At 56.1% G+C, this 20,836-nt stretch carries 16 protein-coding genes, 1 pseudogene and 2 riboswitches; of the genes and pseudogenes, 8 read left to right on the forward strand and 9 right to left on the reverse strand.

Features of this window, described 5'->3' with window-relative positions:
* Positions 1-160: 160 nt before the first annotated feature.
* The 7 genes from atzF to WBG83_RS09120 all read right to left on the reverse strand — a co-directional run bounded on the left by atzF (position 161) and on the right by WBG83_RS09120 (position 10,438).
* Positions 161-1,948 carry an allophanate hydrolase gene (atzF, locus tag WBG83_RS09090; RefSeq protein WP_336744643.1) on the reverse strand — a complete coding sequence of 596 codons (1,788 nt, stop codon included), beginning with the start codon at positions 1,946-1,948 and terminating at the stop codon, positions 161-163.
* Positions 1,945-5,583, reverse strand: a complete 3,639-nt coding sequence (gene uca, locus WBG83_RS09095; RefSeq protein WP_336744645.1) for an urea carboxylase — start codon at positions 5,581-5,583, stop codon at positions 1,945-1,947. Before uca ends, atzF begins: the two co-directional genes overlap by 4 nt.
* Before the next feature lie 147 nt (positions 5,584-5,730).
* Complete coding sequence (locus WBG83_RS09100; RefSeq protein ID WP_336744646.1) at positions 5,731-6,381, reverse strand: urea amidolyase associated protein UAAP2; 651 nt, start codon at positions 6,379-6,381, stop codon at positions 5,731-5,733.
* Between the two features lie 59 nt (positions 6,382-6,440).
* Entirely contained in the window at positions 6,441-7,160 is a 720-nt protein-coding gene (locus WBG83_RS09105) for an urea amidolyase associated protein UAAP1 (protein ID WP_336744648.1), read from the reverse strand.
* Between the two features lie 151 nt (positions 7,161-7,311).
* A riboswitch (guanidine-I (ykkC/yxkD leader) is annotated at positions 7,312-7,410 on the reverse strand.
* Positions 7,411-7,702: 292 nt separating this feature from the next.
* Positions 7,703-8,590 carry an ABC transporter ATP-binding protein gene (locus WBG83_RS09110; protein WP_336744650.1) on the reverse strand — a complete coding sequence of 296 codons (888 nt, stop codon included), beginning with the start codon at positions 8,588-8,590 and terminating at the stop codon, positions 7,703-7,705.
* A 1-nt stretch (position 8,591) separates the two neighbouring features.
* Complete coding sequence (locus tag WBG83_RS09115) at positions 8,592-9,386, reverse strand: ABC transporter permease (RefSeq protein ID WP_336744651.1); 795 nt, start codon at positions 9,384-9,386, stop codon at positions 8,592-8,594.
* Between the two features lie 20 nt (positions 9,387-9,406).
* On the reverse strand, positions 9,407-10,438 hold the full coding sequence (locus tag WBG83_RS09120; protein WP_336744652.1) for an ABC transporter substrate-binding protein: 1,032 nt from the start codon (positions 10,436-10,438) through the stop codon (positions 9,407-9,409).
* A 59-nt stretch (positions 10,439-10,497) separates the two neighbouring features.
* Positions 10,498-10,597: riboswitch (guanidine-I (ykkC/yxkD leader) on the reverse strand.
* A 548-nt stretch (positions 10,598-11,145) separates the two neighbouring features.
* On the opposite strand from WBG83_RS09120, the gene WBG83_RS09125 reads away from it, so the two are divergent.
* Positions 11,146-13,371, forward strand: coding sequence for a HelD family protein (locus tag WBG83_RS09125; RefSeq protein ID WP_336744654.1), 2,226 nt, complete (start codon positions 11,146-11,148; stop codon positions 13,369-13,371).
* Positions 13,372-13,488: 117 nt separating this feature from the next.
* Here the strand turns inward: WBG83_RS09125 and WBG83_RS09130 are convergent, their stop codons facing one another.
* On the reverse strand, positions 13,489-14,526 hold the full coding sequence (locus tag WBG83_RS09130; RefSeq protein WP_336744656.1) for a YeiH family protein: 1,038 nt from the start codon (positions 14,524-14,526) through the stop codon (positions 13,489-13,491).
* Between the two features lie 363 nt (positions 14,527-14,889).
* Between WBG83_RS09130 and WBG83_RS09135 the strand changes: the two genes are divergently transcribed.
* From WBG83_RS09135 to WBG83_RS09150, 4 genes and pseudogenes are all read left to right on the forward strand, one after another.
* Complete coding sequence (locus WBG83_RS09135) at positions 14,890-15,072, forward strand: hypothetical protein (protein ID WP_336744658.1); 183 nt, start codon at positions 14,890-14,892, stop codon at positions 15,070-15,072.
* A gap of 540 nt (positions 15,073-15,612) precedes the next feature.
* Positions 15,613-15,783, forward strand: coding sequence for a hypothetical protein (locus tag WBG83_RS09140; protein ID WP_336744659.1), 171 nt, complete (start codon positions 15,613-15,615; stop codon positions 15,781-15,783).
* A gap of 266 nt (positions 15,784-16,049) precedes the next feature.
* Positions 16,050-16,163 (forward strand): annotated as a pseudogene (locus tag WBG83_RS09145) (sigma factor-like helix-turn-helix DNA-binding protein); the annotation flags it as partial.
* A gap of 93 nt (positions 16,164-16,256) precedes the next feature.
* A complete protein-coding gene (locus tag WBG83_RS09150) occupies positions 16,257-16,580 on the forward strand; it encodes a hypothetical protein (protein WP_336744660.1) in 324 nt (107 codons plus the stop codon).
* A 125-nt stretch (positions 16,581-16,705) separates the two neighbouring features.
* On the opposite strand, the gene WBG83_RS09155 is transcribed toward WBG83_RS09150, so the two are convergent.
* On the reverse strand, positions 16,706-17,152 hold the full coding sequence (locus tag WBG83_RS09155; RefSeq protein WP_336744662.1) for a carboxymuconolactone decarboxylase family protein: 447 nt from the start codon (positions 17,150-17,152) through the stop codon (positions 16,706-16,708).
* 314 nt (positions 17,153-17,466) lie between these two features.
* Here WBG83_RS09155 and WBG83_RS09160 point away from each other — a divergent pair, with 314 nt between their 5' ends.
* The 3 genes from WBG83_RS09160 to WBG83_RS09170 are packed head-to-tail and all read left to right on the forward strand — an operon-like array spanning position 17,467 to position 20,740.
* Positions 17,467-18,180: a response regulator transcription factor gene (locus WBG83_RS09160; RefSeq protein WP_336744663.1), complete on the forward strand. Its 714-nt coding sequence runs from the start codon at positions 17,467-17,469 to the stop codon at positions 18,178-18,180.
* Complete coding sequence (locus WBG83_RS09165) at positions 18,177-19,643, forward strand: sensor histidine kinase (protein ID WP_336744665.1); 1,467 nt, start codon at positions 18,177-18,179, stop codon at positions 19,641-19,643. Before WBG83_RS09160 ends, WBG83_RS09165 begins: the two co-directional genes overlap by 4 nt.
* A 5-nt stretch (positions 19,644-19,648) precedes the next feature.
* Positions 19,649-20,740, forward strand: coding sequence for a LolA family protein (locus WBG83_RS09170; protein WP_336744667.1), 1,092 nt, complete (start codon positions 19,649-19,651; stop codon positions 20,738-20,740).
* Positions 20,741-20,836 lie beyond the last annotated feature (96 nt).

Here is a 20,836-nt window from a genome sequence, read left to right on the forward strand (position 1 = left end):
ACCCGGTGGGTGCGGGAGGCTTTTTTTGCGCTGTATTCAAGAGGTCTGTCCTGTCCTTCGTCCTTGCTCTTTAACCGCACTTTAGAAGTGCGGCGAAGAAAGCCTGTCTGCGGCGGGGAAGGGGCTCCGCTCGCTGTTGCAGCGAGGGGGCTGGCGGGCTTTAGACCCCTTCCACCCTGCGCCAGCTCCCGAGGGCGGAAATGTCCTCGGCCATTCCGGCGGCATAGGCTTCGCATATAAAGCCGGGAATCTCCGAGCCGTCCTCCAGCTCCACTTTGCCGATTCCGAGCGGGGCTGGAATCGAGGCGGCGAAAGCTCCGAAGTTCTCCAGCGGCATCTCCCATACCTCCAGCTGAATGGAAGCGCCGCCGTGCTCCTGCTTGACCATGCCCGGCTTGGCGGGAAGCCCGGGCAGCTTCACGAATTTGTAGCTGGCTGCCGAAGCCGCTTCGCGCACGAACCGCGCGCCGCAGGCCAGCAGCTGCTTTTCCAGCGGGTAACCGCGCATGTGCAGGCCGCATACAGCAATGTAGGTCGTTGTGCTGCGAGCGGCCGGGAGCACGTCCCGCATGGGGTATACGGGCTCCGGCCGGGCGGACGCCGGGTTTAGGAACAGCGCTGCGGCTCCGCTGAGCAGGCCTTCATTCTCGGCCAGCGCAAACAGTGTGATGCCGAACGGCGTCTCGGCAGCGGCATCGCCGGCGGGGACGGCGACCGCGCACAGGTCCAGCAGGTTGCAATGATTCGTATAGCGGCCCATCTCGCGATTCGCGGCAACCGGCTCCTGCCTTGCCTGCTCGCGCGTCCAGGTTCCGCCAGCCGTCGGCATGATGAGCACCGCGTCTTGAAGCAGCTTGCGAGCCTTTCGCTTCATATCCTGAAGCCGGTGCATGGCTTCGAACACGGAAACGGCATCGAACCGTCCGTCGGCGCCCGAACGCAAGATTTGCTCCGTTACCGGATAAGCAACACCCGGATTGGCAGCAATGAACCCGCCTACAGCGGCCCAGCGTTCGGCGACCCACGGCCCTTCGTACAAAATCGCCGCCGCCTCGGAAAACAAGGTATAGTCCACCGTCTCTACCGGAATACTGAGCGCTTGAATTCGCTCTACCGCCGAAGCCCAAGCCGATCTGTACGCCTCGGCAAACGGACCGTAAAATTCAGGCTCCTCCTTCGGCAGACAGAGCTTGACCGGAAGCTTCGAAGCAGGAGGCGCCATGGCTCGTGACCAAGGGTCCCCGTCATGAGCACCGCGTGCCACAGCATCTACGGCAAGGGCATCGTCGAGGTGGCGGGCGAATACGGTAACGCAGTCGAGGCTGGCGCAGGCGGGCACAACGCCTTTGGTTGACCAGGCGCCCAGGCTGGGCTTATAGCCAATCAGGCGGTTCAGCGCAGCCGGGACACGTCCGGAGCCGGCAGTATCGGTGCCAAGCGAGAAGGCGGCATGTCCGCGGGCCACGGCCACGGCCGATCCAGAGCTGGATCCGCCGCTGATCAGCTCCGGCCGAAGGGCGTTGTGCGTCTCGCCATAAGGACTGCGAATGCCGACAAGCCCGGTAGCGAACTGATCGAGATTGGTTTTGCCGACGGGGATGGCTCCGGCAGCGATTAGCCGTTCTACAACGGCTGCGTGATCCCCGGGCACATACGTATATTCAGCGCAGGCCGCTGTTGTGGGCAGGCCTGCTACATCAATATTGTCCTTGACGGCAAATGGGATGCCCCAAAGCGGCAAGCTTGCCGGGTCCTGATCGGCCAGCCGATCCAAATACGGCTGAATAAACTGCAGCGAAGGCGGGGTAATCCATATGTTCATGGCGTGATCCTGCTGCGTCCGTTCTATAATGGTGGCCATGACGTCCGAGGGCGTCAGTCGGCAATGGGCATACTGCTCCCGCAGCCAGGCGAGGCTCAGCTCTTGTGGGATGATGGTCTTGTTCATGCCAGAGGCACCGCCTTTTCCTGTTCTTGCGTAATGCCAAGGAGGAGCTGTCCGGCATGTACTTCGTCGCCGGGCTCGACAAGCACAACGGCAACCCGGCCGTCGCAAGGGGCAGGCTGTGAAAATTCCATCTTCATGCTCTCGATGATGACCAGCGGGTCGCCCTTTTTCACCTCTTCGCCGGGTGCAGCAAGCACCTTCCAGACACTGCCCGGCATTGTGCAGCGCAGCGCCGCTGTCCCGGCGGGAAGCTCTTCTTCCTGCGCTGATCTGGCCGGCTCCTGTTCGACTGCGTATTCGGCCAAGCCAAGCGCCTTCCAGCTGTCCCGTTCTGCCTTGAAGGCCGCCTGCTGGTTGCTGCGGAACGCTTCGGTGCTGTCCTCAATCGAGCTCAGGAACTGAAGGTACTTGCCCAAATCGAATACTGTTTCTGTAATGTCCGCTTCAAAGCGGCCACGCAGGAAATCCTCCCGAAGCTGAAGCAGCTCGCTTGCTGTAACAGGATAAAACTGAATTTGGTCAAAGAAACGGAGCAGCCACGGCTTGCCGGGCTGGAAGCTCTCCGTTGAGCGGAGACGGTTCCACATCTGGATGGTCCGGCCGACGAACTGATACCCGCCGGGGCCTTCCATACCGTACACGCACATATAGGCACCGCCGATTCCTACGGCATTCTCGGGCGTCCAGGTCCGGGCCGGGTTGTACTTGGTCGTTACCAACCGGTGCCGCGGATCGGTCGGGGTTGCGACAGGAGCGCCGAGATACACATCGCCCAGTCCCAGCACCAAATAATTCGCGTTATAAACAATTTCTTTTACGTCGTTCATGCTGTCCAGGCCGTTAATGCGGCGAATAAACTCCAGATTGCTCGGACACCACGGCGCATCAGGCCGTACGCCCTGCTGGTAGCGCTGAATGGCAAGCTGGGTTGCCGGATCGTCCCAGGAAAGCGGCAGGCGGACAATTCGCGACGGCACTTTAATCGATTCCAGCGGCGGCAGCTTGCTGTCCAAATCCAGTATCCGGCGGCAGGCTTCGCTGACCGTGATTCGGGTCCGGTCAATGTGCACCTGCAGGGAGCGGATGCCGGGAGTTAAATCCAGTACCGGGATGGCGGCGCTCTCCTGAATGGCCTGTATCAGGGCGTGGGCCTGGAAGCGCAGCAGCAAATCCAGCTCAAGGGAGCCGTATTCAACGAGCAAGTTCTCGTCTCCGCTGCACCGGATCGTAATCGGAAAGCCAGAATTGTTCTCCGCTCTCGCAAGCACCGGATATTCCGGCGTGATGGACGGATCGGCTTCTGGCAGCTGGATCGGACTCAGCTGTACCCGGCCAAGCTCGCCAATGGCCTGCAGATTTCGCTCCTGCAGCTCTCGCAGGGCGTCAGCCGCTTCGAGTGTCAGCAGGTGGAACTTCACTTTATCGCCGGGGTGAAGCTGGCCGAGCTTCCAGAACTCGGCGGAAGCGGTAGTGACCGGACATACGAACCCGCCCAGGCTTGGACCGTCAGGACCGAGCAGGATCGGCATGTCACCGGTCAAATCCAGCGTGCCCACGGCATAGGCGTTGTCGTGGATATTGGAAGGATGGAGACCGGCTTCTCCGCCGTCCTCCCGAGTCCATAGCGGGGCCGGGCCAATCAGGCGCACTCCTGTCCGGGAGCTGTTGAAATGAACTTCAAACTCTGTTTCTGTTAAGGCGGTTAAATAGTCAGGCTTAAGAAATTCTCCGGTGCAATGAGGGCCGGGGATAACGCCGATAGTCCATGTCCGGGTAAGCGCCGGACGGTGCGGCTCCTCAAGTGGGGAAAATCCTTGCGGGGCGGAGCCTTGCTTCACACCGAGCACGTCGCCGGTGCGCAGGGCGCGGCCGCCGTGCCCCCCGAAGCCGCCCAGCGTAAAGGTGGATGAGCTGCCGAGAATGTGCGGCATATCGAATCCCCCGCCGACGAGCAAATACGCGCGCATCCCCGTTTGCGCCTCGCCAAACCGGAGCACTTGACCGCGCTTGGCGAGCAGCGGCGTGTACATCGGCACGGCGGCTTCATCCAGCTCCGCCTGCATATCGGCGCCGGTAATGCAGAACCACAAGTCGCTGCGGAACAGGTAAGACCCGCCGCGCAGGGTCAGCTCCAGGCCGGGAGCGCGATCCTCATTACCGAGCAGCTTATTGCCGATGCGGAAGGAATACGGGTCCATCGGGCCGCAGGGCGGGACACCGACATCCCAGTGTCCGGTGCGCCCGGGCCAGTCTTGCACGGTTGTCTGTACGCCGCCGTCGATGACCTCCAGCGCCCGTTCCGCAGGCGCGAAGCCCTCCAGCAAGCGGGTGTATACCCGGCCTTCCTCGACCGACTGCTCCTTCAGCAGAGCCTGCAGGTAGGACAAGTTTGTCGTAATTCCGTACAGGCGCGTCTCCTCCAGAGCGTGAATCAGCTTGCGGATGGCATCGGCCCTGTCCTTGCCGTGTACGATTATTTTGGCAAGCATCGGATCATACAGGGAGGTGACGGTGATGCCGTCCCGCAGCCAGGTTTCGACCCGGGCCCGGGGAGAGAACGCCGCCTTGTCCACCTGTCCTGCGCTGGGGCGGAAATGGTTCAGGCAGTCCTCCGCATAAATCCGGGCCTGCATACTGTGTCCCTCCGGTTGGCCGAAGCGGGCGGGCAAATCGCGCAGCTCATCCGCCGCCTCCAGTACCATCCATTCCACAAGGTCGATGCCGAGCACTTCCTCGGTCACGCCATGCTCGACCTGCAGCCGCGTGTTCACCTCCAGGAAATAAAAGCCGCAGCTTTCAGGATCGTACAAGTATTCAACTGTACCCGCACTTCGGTAGCCGACCTCTGACGCAAGACGGCGAGCCGATGCCAGCATTTCTTTGCGCACGTCCTCGGAGAGAAGCGGAGCCGGGCTTTCCTCAATGACCTTCTGATTGCGACGTTGTATAGAGCAGTCTCGTTCGCCGAGGGCCGCTACCTCGCCGAACCGGTTTCCGAAAATTTGCACCTCCACATGGCGTGCCCTGGCGATATATTTCTCCAGAAACACGCCGCCGTTCTTGAAATTTGTCTCGGCCAAATGAATGACACCTTCAAAAGCCAAGCGCAGCGCAGCTTCATCGGCGCAGACTCGCATACCGATGCCGCCGCCGCCGGCTGTGCTTTTCAAAATAACCGGATAGCCGATAGCGGATGCCTGACGCACCGCTTCGTCCAGATCTGTAATGAGAGGGGTTCCCGGCAGCAAGGGCACCCCGGCCCGCTGCGCGATTTCACGGGCGGAATGCTTTAAACCGAACAGCTCCATCTGCTCCGGCGTCGGGCCGATAAAGGTGATGCCATGCTCCCGGCAGGCACGGGCGAAATCGGCGTTTTCACTCAAAAAGCCGTACCCGGGGTGGATAGCCTGCGCGCCGGTGGCCAGAGCGGTTTTCAGAATCAGATCTGCGTTCAAATAGCTGTCCTTTGCTGCGCCGTCACCGATGAGCACCGCTTCGTCCGCCAGATCGACATGAAGGCTGTCCTGGTCAGCAGTGGTATAAACGGCAACGGAGGCGATGCCGAGTCTGCGCAGGGTGCGCTCAATGCGTACGGCAATGGCGCCGCGATTTGCAATCAGAACCTTGGTAAACATAAGCGGTCACACTCCCGTACATAAAGGTTGGAATATTCCGATATTCAAAAACGATTTATAGATGAACCGGGAAATACCGGTCTTTTGTGTCTTTTTTGAAATGGCCCGGTCATTTATTCTGAAGCGCTTATACAAATTCCCGGAAAATCAGCTGTCCCAGATGAGAAGCCGGATCGGAGTCGGGTTGTAGGCGTTGCACGGATTGTTCAGTTGAGGACAGTTGCTGATCAGCACAGTCGTACGACCGGCAGCCTGCAGCTCGACATAAGCGCCGGGGGATGAGACGCCATCCGCGAATTGCAGGCCGCCCTCGGGAGTTACCGGGACATTCATGAAGAAGTTGACGTTCGGGGCCAAGTCGCGTTTGGAATAGCCCTGACCGCGCTCCGCCAACTGCAGCATAAAGGTATCCCGGCAGTTGTGCATGTGCTGCTTGTCATGAGCGTAGCGCACGGTATTGCTTTGGGCGGAGCAGGACCCGCCTAAGGTGTCGTGCCGACCGCATGTATCGGCGACGATGGTGGCGAGGGGCTTGCCGGATTCGGAGCGAAGGACAGAACCGGTGGATAAATAAATGTTGCCCTGCCCGGCGATAGTGGCTACAGCGCTATAGTGATCCTCCGGATGATCGGCATCAAAAAATAAGGTATCGGCCGCTTGATTTCCCTCCAGATCCACGATGCGGAGAACCTGGCCCGGCTCCAAATCGTACATCCAGCCATCGCCGGCAAGAATGGTTTGATCCACAACGGCATCCGCCGGCTTGCGGGTGCTTTCAACACGGTTAAAAAGAGCCATCTTGATTCCTCCCTGATATGATAAATGCTCAATCGGTATCAATCGGTAAAAGGCAGATATTAGAAGCCTGACAGGGTGTAATATTCCCAGGTATTTTCGAAGGCACGGCGGTTTTCCGGACGGTAGTTGACGCAATAGTCGAGTGAATCGACCGGTGCGGCCGGCAAAATCTCCAGCTGAACCGGCACGGAGGGGTACTCAGTCCGCGGATCAAGCGGGTGGGGGGTATTGGACAGCACCAGCAGCAAATCCATTTCCGTTCGAAGCGTCACTGTGGCCTCGGGTTGGCAGTGATCCAGGCTGAAGCCCATATTTCCGTACTCGTCGCAGGACACTTTGGAAAACAGGTTTACGACCGGAACCAGGTCGCGGATACCGAGGCCGTGTCTGACGAGCTCGACGGCGAAGTTCTCCTGGCCGCTCCGCAACCATCCGCCCCGCAGCTCCTGGAACGTGGTTCGCCCGTATTTGACGTCCGTGGACTCCCGGGTTGTATAGCCGCCCATTGTGTCGTGCCAGCCAAGGCTGTCCTGGACAATGCTCGCCAGCACGCGCCCGTTGTCGCTCATCAGAACATTGCCAGCGGAGAGGCGGGAGGTATACTGGGCCTTTAGGGTATCGGGCATGTTGTAGCGCTCGGTCAAGTCCCGGGCGTTATACAGAAGCGCCGATACGTTAGCGCCGCCTTGCAGGGCTGTGAACCGGAGCAGCCGGCCCCGGGCGATCTGCCCCGACCATTTGCCGCCGGGTCCAAGCGTTGTACTCCAAATGCAATTCATACGTGTACTCCTCCTCGCAAGGCTAATTGTCCATGCAGGACATAACCGCCTGCACAAATACCGAAGCTGAAATGATGCTTTACGAACGTTCGGGAATAACCATGATGGATCGGGAGAAAAAAAGAAGCCCGGGAAGATATCATAATCGATATCCTCCCGGGCTTTTATCCCTCCGTGTGCACAGCGGCCGCTGTGTGTTTCCTCTTGGACCAGCCAGACGGGCGTCTGCGGAACCCTAGAAAACTTTGTCTAATGCGGTGTGAAGTTATAACTACATCTTACTCAAAATCTGAATTTATGTCAATATACATAACATTAAAATTCGGTTTTTCAAATTAACCCAAGCTAATCTATCTTTATATAACATTAACATAACGTGTTATGACATAAATTAGGGTTGTAAGCAAGGGTTTATGGATGATTCCATGTGTATTCCGTTGACAAGTGCTTCTTGTGCATAACTGATTTACTGCTCTGCAGCCGATTCGTTGGCCGTAAGGGGGCGCTCCGGGGAATGCGGCTATGCAGCGTGGAAATCTGAATTAATCGTGCTGATGGCCGATAACGGAAACGACCTGCTTTTTAAACTGCAGGAAAGCGGCGCTGTCGCGGCCTGCGGTTTTCAGCTGCGCCGGGACTTGGAATTCCTGGCGGATGCGGCCCGGATGGGCGTCCAGCACGATGATGCGCTGTGACAAATACACGGCTTCTTCGATGTCGTGTGTGATGAAAACTACCGTCATGCCTTCCTTTTTCCAGATGTTCAGCAGCATTTCCTGCATGTTTTCTTTGGTCTGGGGATCCAGTGCGCCGAACGGCTCATCCATCAGCAGCACCTCGGGATTGTTTGCGAGGGCTCTGGCAATTGCTACACGCTGCTTCATGCCGCCGGATAGCTCCTTCGGGAATGACTTGGCAAACCTGGTCAAGGAGACAAGCTCCATGAACCGGTCGGCAATGGCGCGTTTTTCAAATAAAGGTGTTTTTTTGAGTGTCAGGCCGAACTCAATGTTTTCTCGCACCGTCAGCCACGGATATAAGGTATACGATTGGAACACCATGCCCCGATCGGCGCCGGGGCCGTCAATCCGCTTGCCGGACACCTCGATAGTGCCTTCGGACATGTCCTCAAGTCCGGCCAAAATACGCAGCAGCGTTGATTTGCCGCAGCCGGAAGGTCCGACAATGCTGACGAACTCGCCGTCCTGAACGTCGAAGGAGATGCCGGCCAAGGCCTGAAACTGCTGCTTTGGTTTCGTGGTTACGAAGACTTTGCCTACGGCCTTGACGGATATTTTGGCTGTGGCGCTTCTGCTGGCCGGGCTGCGGCTTGTTGTCGTATCTCCGGTGCTGCTTTCCTCCGTAAAGGCGGGATGAGCCGATTGGGAGTGAGATGCGAGATTACTGGCGTTTTTTGCGGGCAGAGTCATCTTATTTACCTCCTTCCAGCCATGGGAAAAAGCGGCGGTGACACAAGGCGAACAGCCGATCTGTCAGCAGGCCCAGCAGGCCGATAACGAAGATGCCGACAAAAATGACGTCCGTGTTCAAAAAACGCTGCGCCTTCATGATGGAGAAGCCGAGGCCGCTGCTGGCGGCTACAAGCTCCGCGACGACCAGATACGACCAGGCCCAGCCGAGGATCAGGCGAAGTGTGTTCATTAGATCGGGAAGCATGGCTTTTATCAGCACCTTCTCGATGGTTTGCCCTGGCCGTGCGCCGAGGGTGTAGGACACTTCAAGCAAGTCCTTGGACACCGCCCGCGTGTTATCGGCGACCATCAGCACCAGCTGAAAGAAGCAGCCGATAAAAATGACTAAAATTTTGGCCGGTTCACCGATACCCGCCCACACCATAATGAGCGGGACGAAGGCGGTGGCGGGCATATAGCGGATAAACTCGGTTGAGGGCACGACCAGCGCTTCGGCAAAGCGGTATGTGCCGGCCAAAATACCGAGCGGCACCCCCAGAATGACGGCCAGCAGAAAGCCCATCGAGACCCGGAAAATACTAATGCCCACGTGATTCCAAAATTCCGGGTTTACCATCTGATGAAGAAACTGCTGGAGCACCAATGTGGGCGTGGGCAGGAAGGTGGGCTCAACAAAGCTGCCGTAGCTCAGTACACTCCACAGGAGCAGGCAGCCCGCGAAGGTGGTAATTATGCCGGTTGTATACCAGGAGCGGTGAATCTCGCCCCGGATGACAAACAATTTGCTGCGCATAGCAATCCTCCGTTACCGTTTTATTGACGTTCCTTGGCGACGGCTTCCACAAACGAGCTGTCCAGATACGACTTCGGATCCGGAATGGATGACAGCATGCCGAGTTTACTGAGGAATTCAGCCGTTTTCTTGCCGGTGTAGTGAAGGGAGGTGTAGTCCTTGCCTTCCTTGAATGCATTCAGATTGTCCTGCGGACTGAATACCTTGATGCTGTTTGCGCTTGATCTGTACTCCTCAAGCGGGGTTTCCGCGGCCTTGGCCATAATTTGCAAGGACTCCTCCGGGTTTTGCTTCCAATAATCCAGCGCGTCAAACCAGGCGCGAATTATGTTTTTGACATCCTCGGGACGCTCCTTCAGTGTTTTGTCGCGGAACACGAGCAGATCGGGAATGAGCCCTGGCGTATCCTTGGAGGAGAATAGCAGCTTGCCCTTGCCTTCCTCAACCGCTTTGCTCAGGAAGGGCTCCCACAATACCGCGGCATCCAGATTGCCGGAAATGAAGGCCGGTCCGGCATCATTGACAGTCATGTTCGTGTAATTGACATTTTGCTCGGTCAGACCTGCGTTGCTAAGCGCGGTCAGCATCAGCAGATGATCGACCGTGCCGAGCTCGGTGGCAACCTTTTTCCCCTTCAGATCGGACAAGCTGTTTATAGTAGGCTTGACTACGATACCGTCGCCGCCGAAGGAGTTATCGTTGACCAGGACGGCCTTGATGCCGATGTTTTTGCTGGCCGGAGCCAGGGTGTCACTGAGCGTTTGACTGTTTGCATCTACCTTGCCGGTGGCGAGTGCTTGCAGTGAATCGCTGTAGACGGGGAACCAGACAAGCTCCACATTCACGTTATTTTTTTCGAAAAAGCCCTTTTCCTTGACCAGGTACCATACGAACCAGCCTGGCCATGCGCTGAGCGCCAGCTTGATGGGAGCGCGAAAAGCATCTGCCCCTCCGGTTGTCTCACTGCTTTTCGCGCATCCGGCGAGCATGGCCGTGCTAATCAGAATGAGGGACAGCAAGGCGGCTGTGCGGCGTTTCCAATGGTTCATCATCAATTTCTCCACCCTCTCTTTTGTGTAAAAAAAGAGCCCGGAGAAGATATCTATTGATATCCTCCCGGGCTTTTATCCCTCCGTGTGCACAGTGTCAGCTGTGTGTCTTCTCTCGGACCAGTCCAGACCATGGCCTGCGGAACCCTAGAAGACATGTTGAAAGCAGTTATAAGGTTATGTGAGGATTTATCTGTTCTTTCAGGGTAAATTGAGCTTGTTGTAAGCAAATAGTAACCTGAATCCGAATAAATGTCAATATATCTTACATTTAAATTCGGAAAACGGACGAAAACGGGCGATAATCAAGGGAGGAGTCCATTTTGTGTTATAAATAATTACATAAAAAACATTTGATATCCGGTGATCGGGCTTGAAAACGGCGATTATGAAGCGGCGCGCTTTGCTTGTTGGCCGATAGACTGAATTCATTTATGCCGATGTGGGGATAACTGTAAAAGTAACAATATAAAGCGTTGCGATTGTAGGGGACGTATGGTATAGTTAGATTCCTTTTTGAATCCGGGACCGCTTGCGGGTGCCCGGTTATCTGTGCTGCAACCCAGTGATGGCGTCTACGCTCATAAAAAAATTTGCGCTGGTTTATAAGCGGGTCCGGTTCTTGCGCGCCGGACGGTGCAGCTCCTCCAGTGCGGTTCATTATCGCCTTCATTTTATATTTTGTATACGATTCTTAGGAGGTAACTGACTTGGAGGACAAAGCTCAAAGTGCCTATCAAGAAGAAGAGGCCCGATTGGACAAGACGCTGGGTGTGATTGACATGCAGCGGGCAAGGCTGGAGGCAGTGCCCCGGTACACCGGAGATGTCTTTATCGAGCAGGTGATGGAGGCTTCGCGGGAAGCCGCCCGCCAGCAGCTGGCGGTTGCGGAGAAGGAGCCGTATTTCGGAAGGCTTGATTTTCAGGAGGATGGCCATGACGTTTCGGCCCTGTACATCGGCAAGACGGGTGTGCAGGAGGAGGAAGGCAGCCGTCTGCTCGTTATCGATTGGCGGGCTCCGGCGGCAAGCGTGTTCTATTCCTTCACCGGCAGTGACGAGAAAGCGACGTACGAGGCTCCGGAAGGTGTAATAGAGGGGACTGTACATTTGAAGCGCAATCTTGTTGTACGCAACCGTGAGCTGCAGCGGATGGTGGACACGTACGACCGCGAAGGCGGACAGGCGGGTTTGGCGGACGATTTCCTGCTGTATCGGCTCGGGGAGAACAAGGACAACAAGCTGCGCGATATCGTGTCTACGATACAAGCGGAGCAGGACCGCATTATCCGGGCTCCGCGCCAGCTGGGGCTGATTATTCAAGGGGTGGCCGGAAGCGGGAAGACGACGGTGGCGCTCCATCGTCTGGCGTATTTGTTATACCAATACCGGGATTCGATGCGGGCGGAGCGAATGATGATTCTGGCGCCGAGCCGCATGTTTCTGGACTATATTTCCGGTGTATTGCCTGAGCTTGGTGTTGGCGATATTCGCCAGACCACCTTCTCCGATTGGGCGCTGGAGCTGATCGGCGAGCCTGTCGCTCTGGTAGATGAGCGGGATGAGCTGGATGCTCGCTTTGCCCCGGCCGGGGAGGGCGCGACGCCATCGGCGAAGGGCAGGAAACGGGCTGGCGCTGCAGAGGACGCCGCTGCAGTGGAGGCTTCAGGCCGGAGCGGATTGGATTCGGAGTCTGCCGGAGGACCGGTTCTACCGGGCCGCTGGAAGGGCTCGGCGGACTTCCTGAAGCTGCTGGAAGCGTGCATGGATGCTTATGAGGAGGCTTACTTGCCGTGGGGCCCCTTTGCGGCTTGGGAAGGGAAAGGAATCAGCGGGGATCAGCTTCATACCTGGTTCTATGAGGAGTATAAGCATTATCCGATAGCCAAGCGCCGGGAGCGCCTGGAAGCCCGGATGAAGCGCTGGGTGGAGATGCAGGTCAATGAAATAGGCGATCCGAAGCGGCGCAAGGAGATGAAGCAGAAGGCGGGGGCTAAGCTCAAAAGCTGGCTCAAAGCGTGGGAGCAGGATACGGTGATCGGCTTGTACAGACGCTTGTTTGACCCGGATAGACGGGGGAGGCTGCCTGGAGAGCTGCTGGCCGGCATTCCTGAGGAGATCGCCCGGGATACTGTCAAGCTGCTTGCCAAAAAGCGGGTGACTCCGGAGGATTTGCCGCCGCTGCTGTATCTGCATGACCGTTTGCATGGTGTGGATTCGGCGCAAATGTACGACCATCTCGTTGTGGATGAGGCGCAGGACTTCTCTCCCTTCCAGATTGCCCTGCTTCAGCGGCACGTACGAAACAATTCATTTACGATCCTGGGTGACCTGTCGCAAAGCATTCATGATTACCGAGGCATCACGGCATGGCATGAATTTATAGATTTGTTCGGAGAAGCTGCTTCGGCGTACTATGAGCTGGACCGGAGCTATCGTTCTACAATGGAAATTGTTCATTTCGCCGCCGAAGTTCTGAAGCGCAGCGGGGCGGCGCTGCCGCTGCCGGTGCCTGTATTCCGAAGCGGGGAGCCGGTGGCTGTGCGCGAGGTGGAGGCGGCGCAGGAAGTTACGGCTATTGTGGACGAAATCCGGCAGGCGCAGGCCGCCGGAGCGGTGACGATTGCTGTTGTCGGGCGTACGGACCGTGACTGTGCGCGTCTCAATGCGGAATTAACGGAAGCCGGACTGGAGCTTACCCGCATTGAGGCGGGACAGCAGGCGTATCTCGGGGGGATTTCGGTGGTCCCGGTATACTTGACGAAGGGGCTTGAATTTGACGCGGTCCTTATTGCCGGTGTAGACGGGAAGGCTTACACCCGCAGCGAGCGGGATGCCAAGCTGCTCTATGTCGGCTGTACACGGGCGCTGCACCGGTTGACCCTGTTTTACACCGGCGAGCCTTCGCCGCTTCTGGCCACGGCTGCGTCCGAGTAGCGGTATAAAACTGAATCACCCCGTTTCAAGCAAGGGAGCTTTGCTTGAAACGGGGTGATTTGTTTTGGGATTTGACTGCTTGCGGCGCAAGCCCGGGATAGTGAAGCCCTCACCTGTTTAATACAAAAGCTTCATAAAACCGTAGCTGATGAAGGACAGCAGCACTGAACCGGCCAGACAGGCGGCCATCGCCTTTAGTCCGCCCTTTTGCAGGGAGCTGGGGTTCAAAGATAAGCCCATGCCGGCCATCGCCGCCGCCAGAGCGAAGTAGGCCGCTGTCAGAAGCGGCGAAACGGCTGCAGCCGGGATGAGGCCGAGGGAATGAATGATGCCGACAACCAGAAACCAGACGACAAACCACGGAATCTTAATGTTGGATTCTGCAGGCTGTCCGGCCTTGGCCGCTTTTTGGCGCTCGGCGCGGTTCATCACCACGGCGCATATCAGGGCTGCGGGCACGAGCAGCGAGACGCGGGTTAATTTGACCATGACGGCTGTGTTCAGGGCGCTCTCGCCGAACGGGGCGGCTGCGGCGACGACATGAGCGATTTCATGCAGGGAAGCGCCGGCCCAATAACCGAAGGCATTGTCAGGCAGCCCGAGAACCGGCTTGAGAACCGTGAAGCCGAGCGTGAAGACGGTGCCTAGAATCGAAACTGTAGCAATCCCGACGGCAGCTTGATCCGGATTGGCCTTCACCACCGGGGAGATGGCTGCAATAGCTGCCGCCCCGCAAATCGCTGTACCAATAGCGGTGACGAATCCGGTTTTGCGATCCAGCTTGAACAGCCGGGCCAGACCGGCAATGACGGCAATGGTGATGACGATATTGACGGCCGACAGCAGGATGGCCGTTAAGCCGGCTGATGCCAGCTCGTTGAAGTCGAGCCTAAGGCCGAGCAGTACGATTCCGGCACGGAGCAGGTGCTTGCTGGCGAAGGCAATCCCGGAGTGGCTCTGCTCCGGGACGAAAGCGATTTGACGCCAAGCCATGCCGAGCAGAATGGCCAGTACCATTTGACCCAGAACGGCTACTGCGGGCAGTCCCACCATCAAGCCGGCCGCCCAGGCCAGTAAGACGGTTAAACCGATCCCGTAAGCGAAGCTGGTCCATCTATGCATCGTTATCCATCGTTGCAGCTGTGTCTGAATCATAGTCATCCTTCTTTTCCGGTGGAGTTGTTCTTGCTGAAGGGAGCAGATGTAATTTGTAATTTAAGGATACCCCAGGAGGACATACAAAATAAAATTGTTCCTTTTGATGAATGATATCAGCATTTATTATAAATAATTAAAACCATTTTAACCGGAATAATCTGCTTTTAAGCAGTGTTCTGCATGTTTTATTTATAAGAATCATTTATTTCATGGAGTAGATCTATGAGCGGCAGCTGTGAAATTGTTTTTTTGTAAAACGCTGTCGGATTTGTCCGAACTTTGTTGAGAATTTGTCTAGTGCCGTTTTTTATAATGGATGTCATCAGAAGCATATACAAACTGCTGCATGGAGCTGAGGGAATGAATACACAATTTTTCGATGAAATTCAGAAGCTGGGCCATGATGACGATCAGCGGTACCGGCTGTTGATGATGGGACTGAGGCGCATCTATGAAGAGAAACGGAACCTTGGCTTGATCCGAAGATTAGAGCGGAAATGGCGGCTCAAAAAAAGAAGCGTGGAGGCGGGGAGCTGGAAGTAGGCCAGCTCCGTATTGCCGGCTGCAGGGCTGCTGTAGTCTATTCAGGGGGAATTCATATCGCGCATAAGCTATTCACAGCATGAAACAAAAGACGGGCTATCCGGCAGCACCTTTGCAGGTCTGCAGGATAGCCCTTTACATATGGTCGAATGAGGCTGGGATACCGAAATGCTATAGGCTGAAAAAGGCGGGGTGTTCCGACTGCCGTTATTCACAATATAGGTCGGTGAGGCGACGAGAATCGAGCTGCGGCAGAGTAAGCAGTCCGTGTAATCTCAACCGCGAATATTGTGCCGGAGGAGCTACTTTTTACGGCAGTATTTGCATACTTTGGCTGATGCGCCGTCTTCAAGCCTGCTTGTGTACAGCAGTTTGATGCGGGTAGCTCCGCAGCGGGGGCACGTGCCCCGGCCCCGTGAGGGCAAACGCCATAGAGAGCGGCCGCGGTTCGATTTGGCCATGAATCGGAGTCATCCTTTCCTGTCGCTGAAATAGGCATCGGTCTGGTTCCAGTATATGCGGCCCCGCAGCAGAGTGATAATGAATACATGGCAAGCCAAGGGAGACTGGACGCGGCCGGAAAAGCAGCATGACATGGCTTTCGAACAGCGATTGACCGCCGTCATGCGCCGTCACGCCGCGCACCGGGAAGCATTCGGCCTGCAGGACGGGCAGCGGGCGCGGCTTTTGGAATTCGCAGCAAAATTTTAAATAGTATAGAATTTGGGAATCATCATGCTTTCGGGGCTTGAATCGGGGGCCTGCCGCTTGGTCTGCCGTCTTATTTCAGGTGGCAGTCGTTTTACGAAAAATTTGTGCGCTATGGCTGAATTGTCACAATCGGCCATGCTTGCTTGTCTATACAGGATAACCCTGAATTCGGACGGCTCGGGCAGGCGGCTGCACAGTGCGCCGCGCGCTGTCGCTTTACACCTCGCCACTGATTCTTAAGGGGAAGAAAAAGGCGGGATGCGGTCGGTATGGAGTATGAAGAGATTTCGTCCGTGCTGGACAAAAAAGAGGCCAATTGTCGTAAAATTTACAGCCGCGCCAGACAAAAGCTGGATGGAAAGACTGTGGAGGACGCGTAGGCGAGTCCCCAAAGCGCCCGGCTGGCAGACGTATTCATTCGAGCTGCGCAAACGGGCAATTTCGAGCCGCTGCTGCATTTTTTGTTGGAGGATATGACCTTGCTAACGGATGGCGGAGGCAAGGTGCGCGCCGCGTACCGGCCGATTCGGGGGCTGCGGAAGGTCATGTCCTTTTTCAAGGGCGTTCAAGCCAAAGGGGCTTTCCATGGAACGGTAGCTGCTGCTTCGTTAAATGGCGATACGGGATTGCTGCTCAGGCAGGAGGGGCGGGTCGTGATGGCGTTGTGCTTCGGATGGGACGCATCCGGCTCCGGTGTGGAGTATATGTACAGGATTCGAAACCCGGATAAGCTGGCGTGGCTGAATGGAGAGTCGGCTCAACGGATGGCAACCAAATACATGGGATCGACACCTTGAAGATGCCGGACTATACATGGTTAAAAGCGTTGCTGATACGCAGCTGCGATAAAATCAATGACAAAATAAAAGCAGGGACTGCTCCTTTTCCATAGGAAGCAGTCCCTGCTTTGCTGTTTAACGGCTTAACCGAAGCACCCCGGAAACATGCCGGTCGAGACGCCGATACGGTTCCAGCTGTTAATGACGTTAATGGCCATAATCATATCCATATATTCCTTCTCGTCTACATGAGCGCGGACACGCTCATACACGTCCTCCGGCACTCCGGCATCGGAAATGCGGGTCACTGCCTCGGTCAGCTCCAGAACTGCGCGCTCCTTGTCGGTATAAATGGCCGTTTCCCGCCATACAGGCAGAAGAAGGATGCGCTCCAGCGGCTCGCCCATGCTCAGCAAATCCTTGGCGTGCCTATCGATGCAGAAGGAGCAGTGGTTAATCCGGGAGGCGCGCAGCTTGATAAGCGCATACAGCGTTTTGTCCAGTCCGCTGGACGCGATGACTTTCTCCAGTCCCAGCATGGCTGCATTGGCTTCGGCATTGTGCTTGCGGTAATTAAATTTCAAGGTCATGAATCATCTCCTCCATTCAAATGTGTACGCCCTTTAAGACAATCGGGCTGCGCGAATTGTGACAGTGCCGTCAACCATGCTGCTCGATTCGGCACATCCACCCTGCGGCCAGTCCGCCTCATGGCAAAGGGCTGGACCGCGATGGGCTGCGGCAGGAAACAAGCTGTACGCGGGTAAGCCCGTTGTGTAGAAGCGTTCATTTATGAGATGATGCAACCGTATCGGAAATGGAAATCATAAAGCTTTTCTTAAATCGGGCGGGGCCGTCTGCCGATCAAATTATAATAAGAGCCAAGGGGAGGGGAACCCGTTAGATGGAATCAATCCATATTTTGCTGGTGGAGGATGACCCGGAAATCGCCCGTGTGCTGCGGGATTATTTGACCCGGGAGGGCTGCACGGTGACCTGGTCCTCGACAGGCCTTGAGGGCTGGGAGGATTTCAATCAGGCTGCGTATCAGCTGGTGCTCATCGATCTGATGCTGCCTGAAATGGACGGCTTCGCGTTATGTCGCAAGATCCGGTTGTCCAGCGATGTGCCGATGATGATTATTAGCGCCCATCAGGAAGATCACCAGAAGGTGCGGGGGCTGAACCTGGGGGCCGATGATTACCTGACGAAGCCATTTAGTCTGTCAGAGCTCTCAGCCCGAATCCAATCGCACCTCCGGAGGTACCGCCGGTTTCAGGGTGAGCGGGAAGAGAACGGTCACCAGGTAGAATACAGGCATGGGCTGAAGATTGATTTTTTGAATCAGCGGGTATTCGCGGGAGCGGAGGAAGTGCCGCTTACAGCTAAAGAGCTGGCGCTGCTATTGCTTCTGGCCCGGCACCCGAATCGGATGTTTTCCAAGAAGGAGCTGTATGAGCAGGTATGGCAGCAAGCGGAGGTGGACGGCAACAATACCGTCACGGTGCATATCAAGAGCCTGCGGACCAAGCTGAAGGATACAGCCAAGGAAGCAGTGTACATTCAAACGGTCTGGGGCAGCGGCTACCGTTTTATTGGAGAGCAGGGTGAGGGATGAAGCTTAGCTACTGGTTGATGCTTGCCTTTCTGGTGGTCATGCTGCTGCCTGCCGTGGCGATCTACGCCTACTATTTGCTGCTGAGCCATCTGGATCAGCGGCAGGATGTGCGGGAATACATGACGTTTGCCAATATGACGAGCCAGATTGAGCTGGCGCTGCAAAAGCCCTCGCTCTATGACATTCAGCCTGCGCATCAATATGAGGCGGTGCGGGAGCTGGCCAGTGATTCCACGAAAATCACCTTATACCGCTATGACGGCATGATGCTATTCTCGTCCACATCGGAAGCGGCCCCTCCCTCGCTGCTTCGCGTGAATCAAGAGCTGCTGTATAAGCATCTGTACGAGCTGCAAAAAAATCACCGGACGTATTCGTTAAAAAGCCCGGTGTTCAGCGGGTCCAAGCTGGTTGGCTTCTATGAAATCGTCGTCGCCCGGGAGCAATGGCTGCAGGGGGTGGCCCAGCGGACCCGATGGATTACGATCCTGCTGGCGGCCTTCTTCCTGCTGCTGTATGGCGCTGTCATTTATTTCATTCACCGCAAGTTCACGCGGCCCCTGCGGCAGCTGATGGAACAGATGACCTCCTTCGCCTATAACCGGCCGGCAAAGCCCATGAACCACCGGGCCAGGGATGAGATCGGGGCATTGATTGCCCATTTTATGCAGATGCGGACACAAATCATACAGTCCCGGGAGACTATCCAGGCCGAGCAGCAGGAGAAGGAGTACATGGTTGCCGCCCTGTCGCATGATTTGAAAACCCCGCTGACAGTCATCCGGGCGTATGCAGAGCTGCTGGAGCAGCAGGATTCGGCCCGCGATCAGGCTCGCTTACGCTATTACGCCATTTTGTTTGAAAAAACAGACTACATGAAGCAGCTGCTGGATGATTTGTCCGTCTATACCGTTCTACGCTCCACATACCATGTGATGGAGCGAGTGGAGGTGGACGGAGACGAGCTGTTCGATATGCTGCTGTCGGGCTACGATGAGCTGTGCGTGCAAAACGGGATTAAGCTGCAAAAAGCATGCACGGTAGAGGGAGTGTTTGAAGTCCATGTATCGCAAGTCGTTCGCGTCGTGGACAATTTGATGAATAATGCGATTCGTCATACTCCGGTTGGTGGCAGGATCGGCATCGCCGCCGTGTCGGCTCCGTCTCCGTATCCGGATTGGGTATTCCCCCCTTTTCAGGAGCAATTGGCGGCATGGCATGAATCCGGGGTGGTGCTGCTGGTGCAAAATGAAGGCGAGGATATCCCCGCAGCGATGCAGGAGAAAGTATTCGAGCCATTCTATCAAAAGGACGCCGCCCGGACCCAGGCCAAGACAGGGCAGTCCGGCCTTGGCTTAAGCATTGCCAAACTCATTATCGATAAGCATGAAGGACAGATGAGGCTGTGGTCAGCGCCGGGGTATGGGACCTTGATCGCGTGCCAGCTTCAACAGAAGGGATGATATCTATGAAGATGAATCTAAAAAAGGCTACGGCAGGATTAGCCTTGGCCATTTCCTTAATCACCTCCGGCTGCGAGGATACGGGGGCTGGCGGGCAAGCCGGAAGCACACCGGCGGATGTCGTATCCAAAGTACTCGAGTCGCAGAAGAAAATGGGCTCCTATTACGCGGAGTCCACCATACGGACATACCAGAACGACCAGCTGCTGACGGAATCATTTTCCAAGGAATGGGTTGAAGAAGGAACCGGGAGGAAGCGGGTTGAAATCAAAAGCGGAGATGACGAGGCCATATCTGTCAATGAGGGCCAGGAGCTGCTTACGTATGATAAGAAAAGCAATACGGCTTTTACGATGAAATTGGATGAGAGTATGGGAACGGGATCGATGTCCCAGAAGGACCAGCTCATGAATTTAATAAAATCGATGCAGTCCACCCATAACTACGAGGTGGCTGGAGAGGAGCAGGTGCTGGGCAATAGCGCATACCATGTGAAGGTGACTCCGGAGAAGCAGAACACGCTGCTGGGGGAGCTGGAGTTCTGGGTCGATTCCAGAACATGGTTCATCCTGAAGTCTTCATCGGCAAGCGGGGATATGAAGGTGGAATCCGAGTACACCAAGCTTGATTTTGCTCCGAAATTTACAGACGATACGTTTCGATTAAAGCTGCCAGACGATGTCGTTATGCAATCCATACAGGACATGCATCCTGCTCGTGAGGTTTCACTGAAGGAGGCGGAGGAAGAGCTTAAGCAGCCATTTCTTCTCTTTGACGATAAGGAGCTTTCTCTGCTCAAAACAGAGCTGCTTGAATTCAAGGGAAGCTTGAACCGGACGGAGATTAACATGAATTTCGCCAAGGACCATATGCCATCCCTGCATCTGAGTGTATTCAAGGTGCCGGAGGATGCGGCATGGGACCCGCTTGGGGAAGAAATCCAAATCCGTCAAGTCAAAGGCCAGTATATGGAGATGATTCGTAGTGTGGCTTGGGACGAAGACGGACTGCGATATACCATCATCATTGAAAATCCGGATCTGTCGCTGGAGCAGGTTCTGGAGATGGCCCGGCAGATGAAGCTGAGCTCCAAGTAACCTCGCCGTATCTCTCGAACGCCAAGGTCAGCAGGATGGCGTTAAAGAACAAACAGCCCGCCTTCCTGTAGAGGAGGCGGGCTGTTCGTGTATCCG

Source organism: Paenibacillus sp. y28 (genome assembly GCF_037137075.1).
Classification (GTDB): domain Bacteria; phylum Bacillota; class Bacilli; order Paenibacillales; family NBRC-103111; genus JBBBNV01.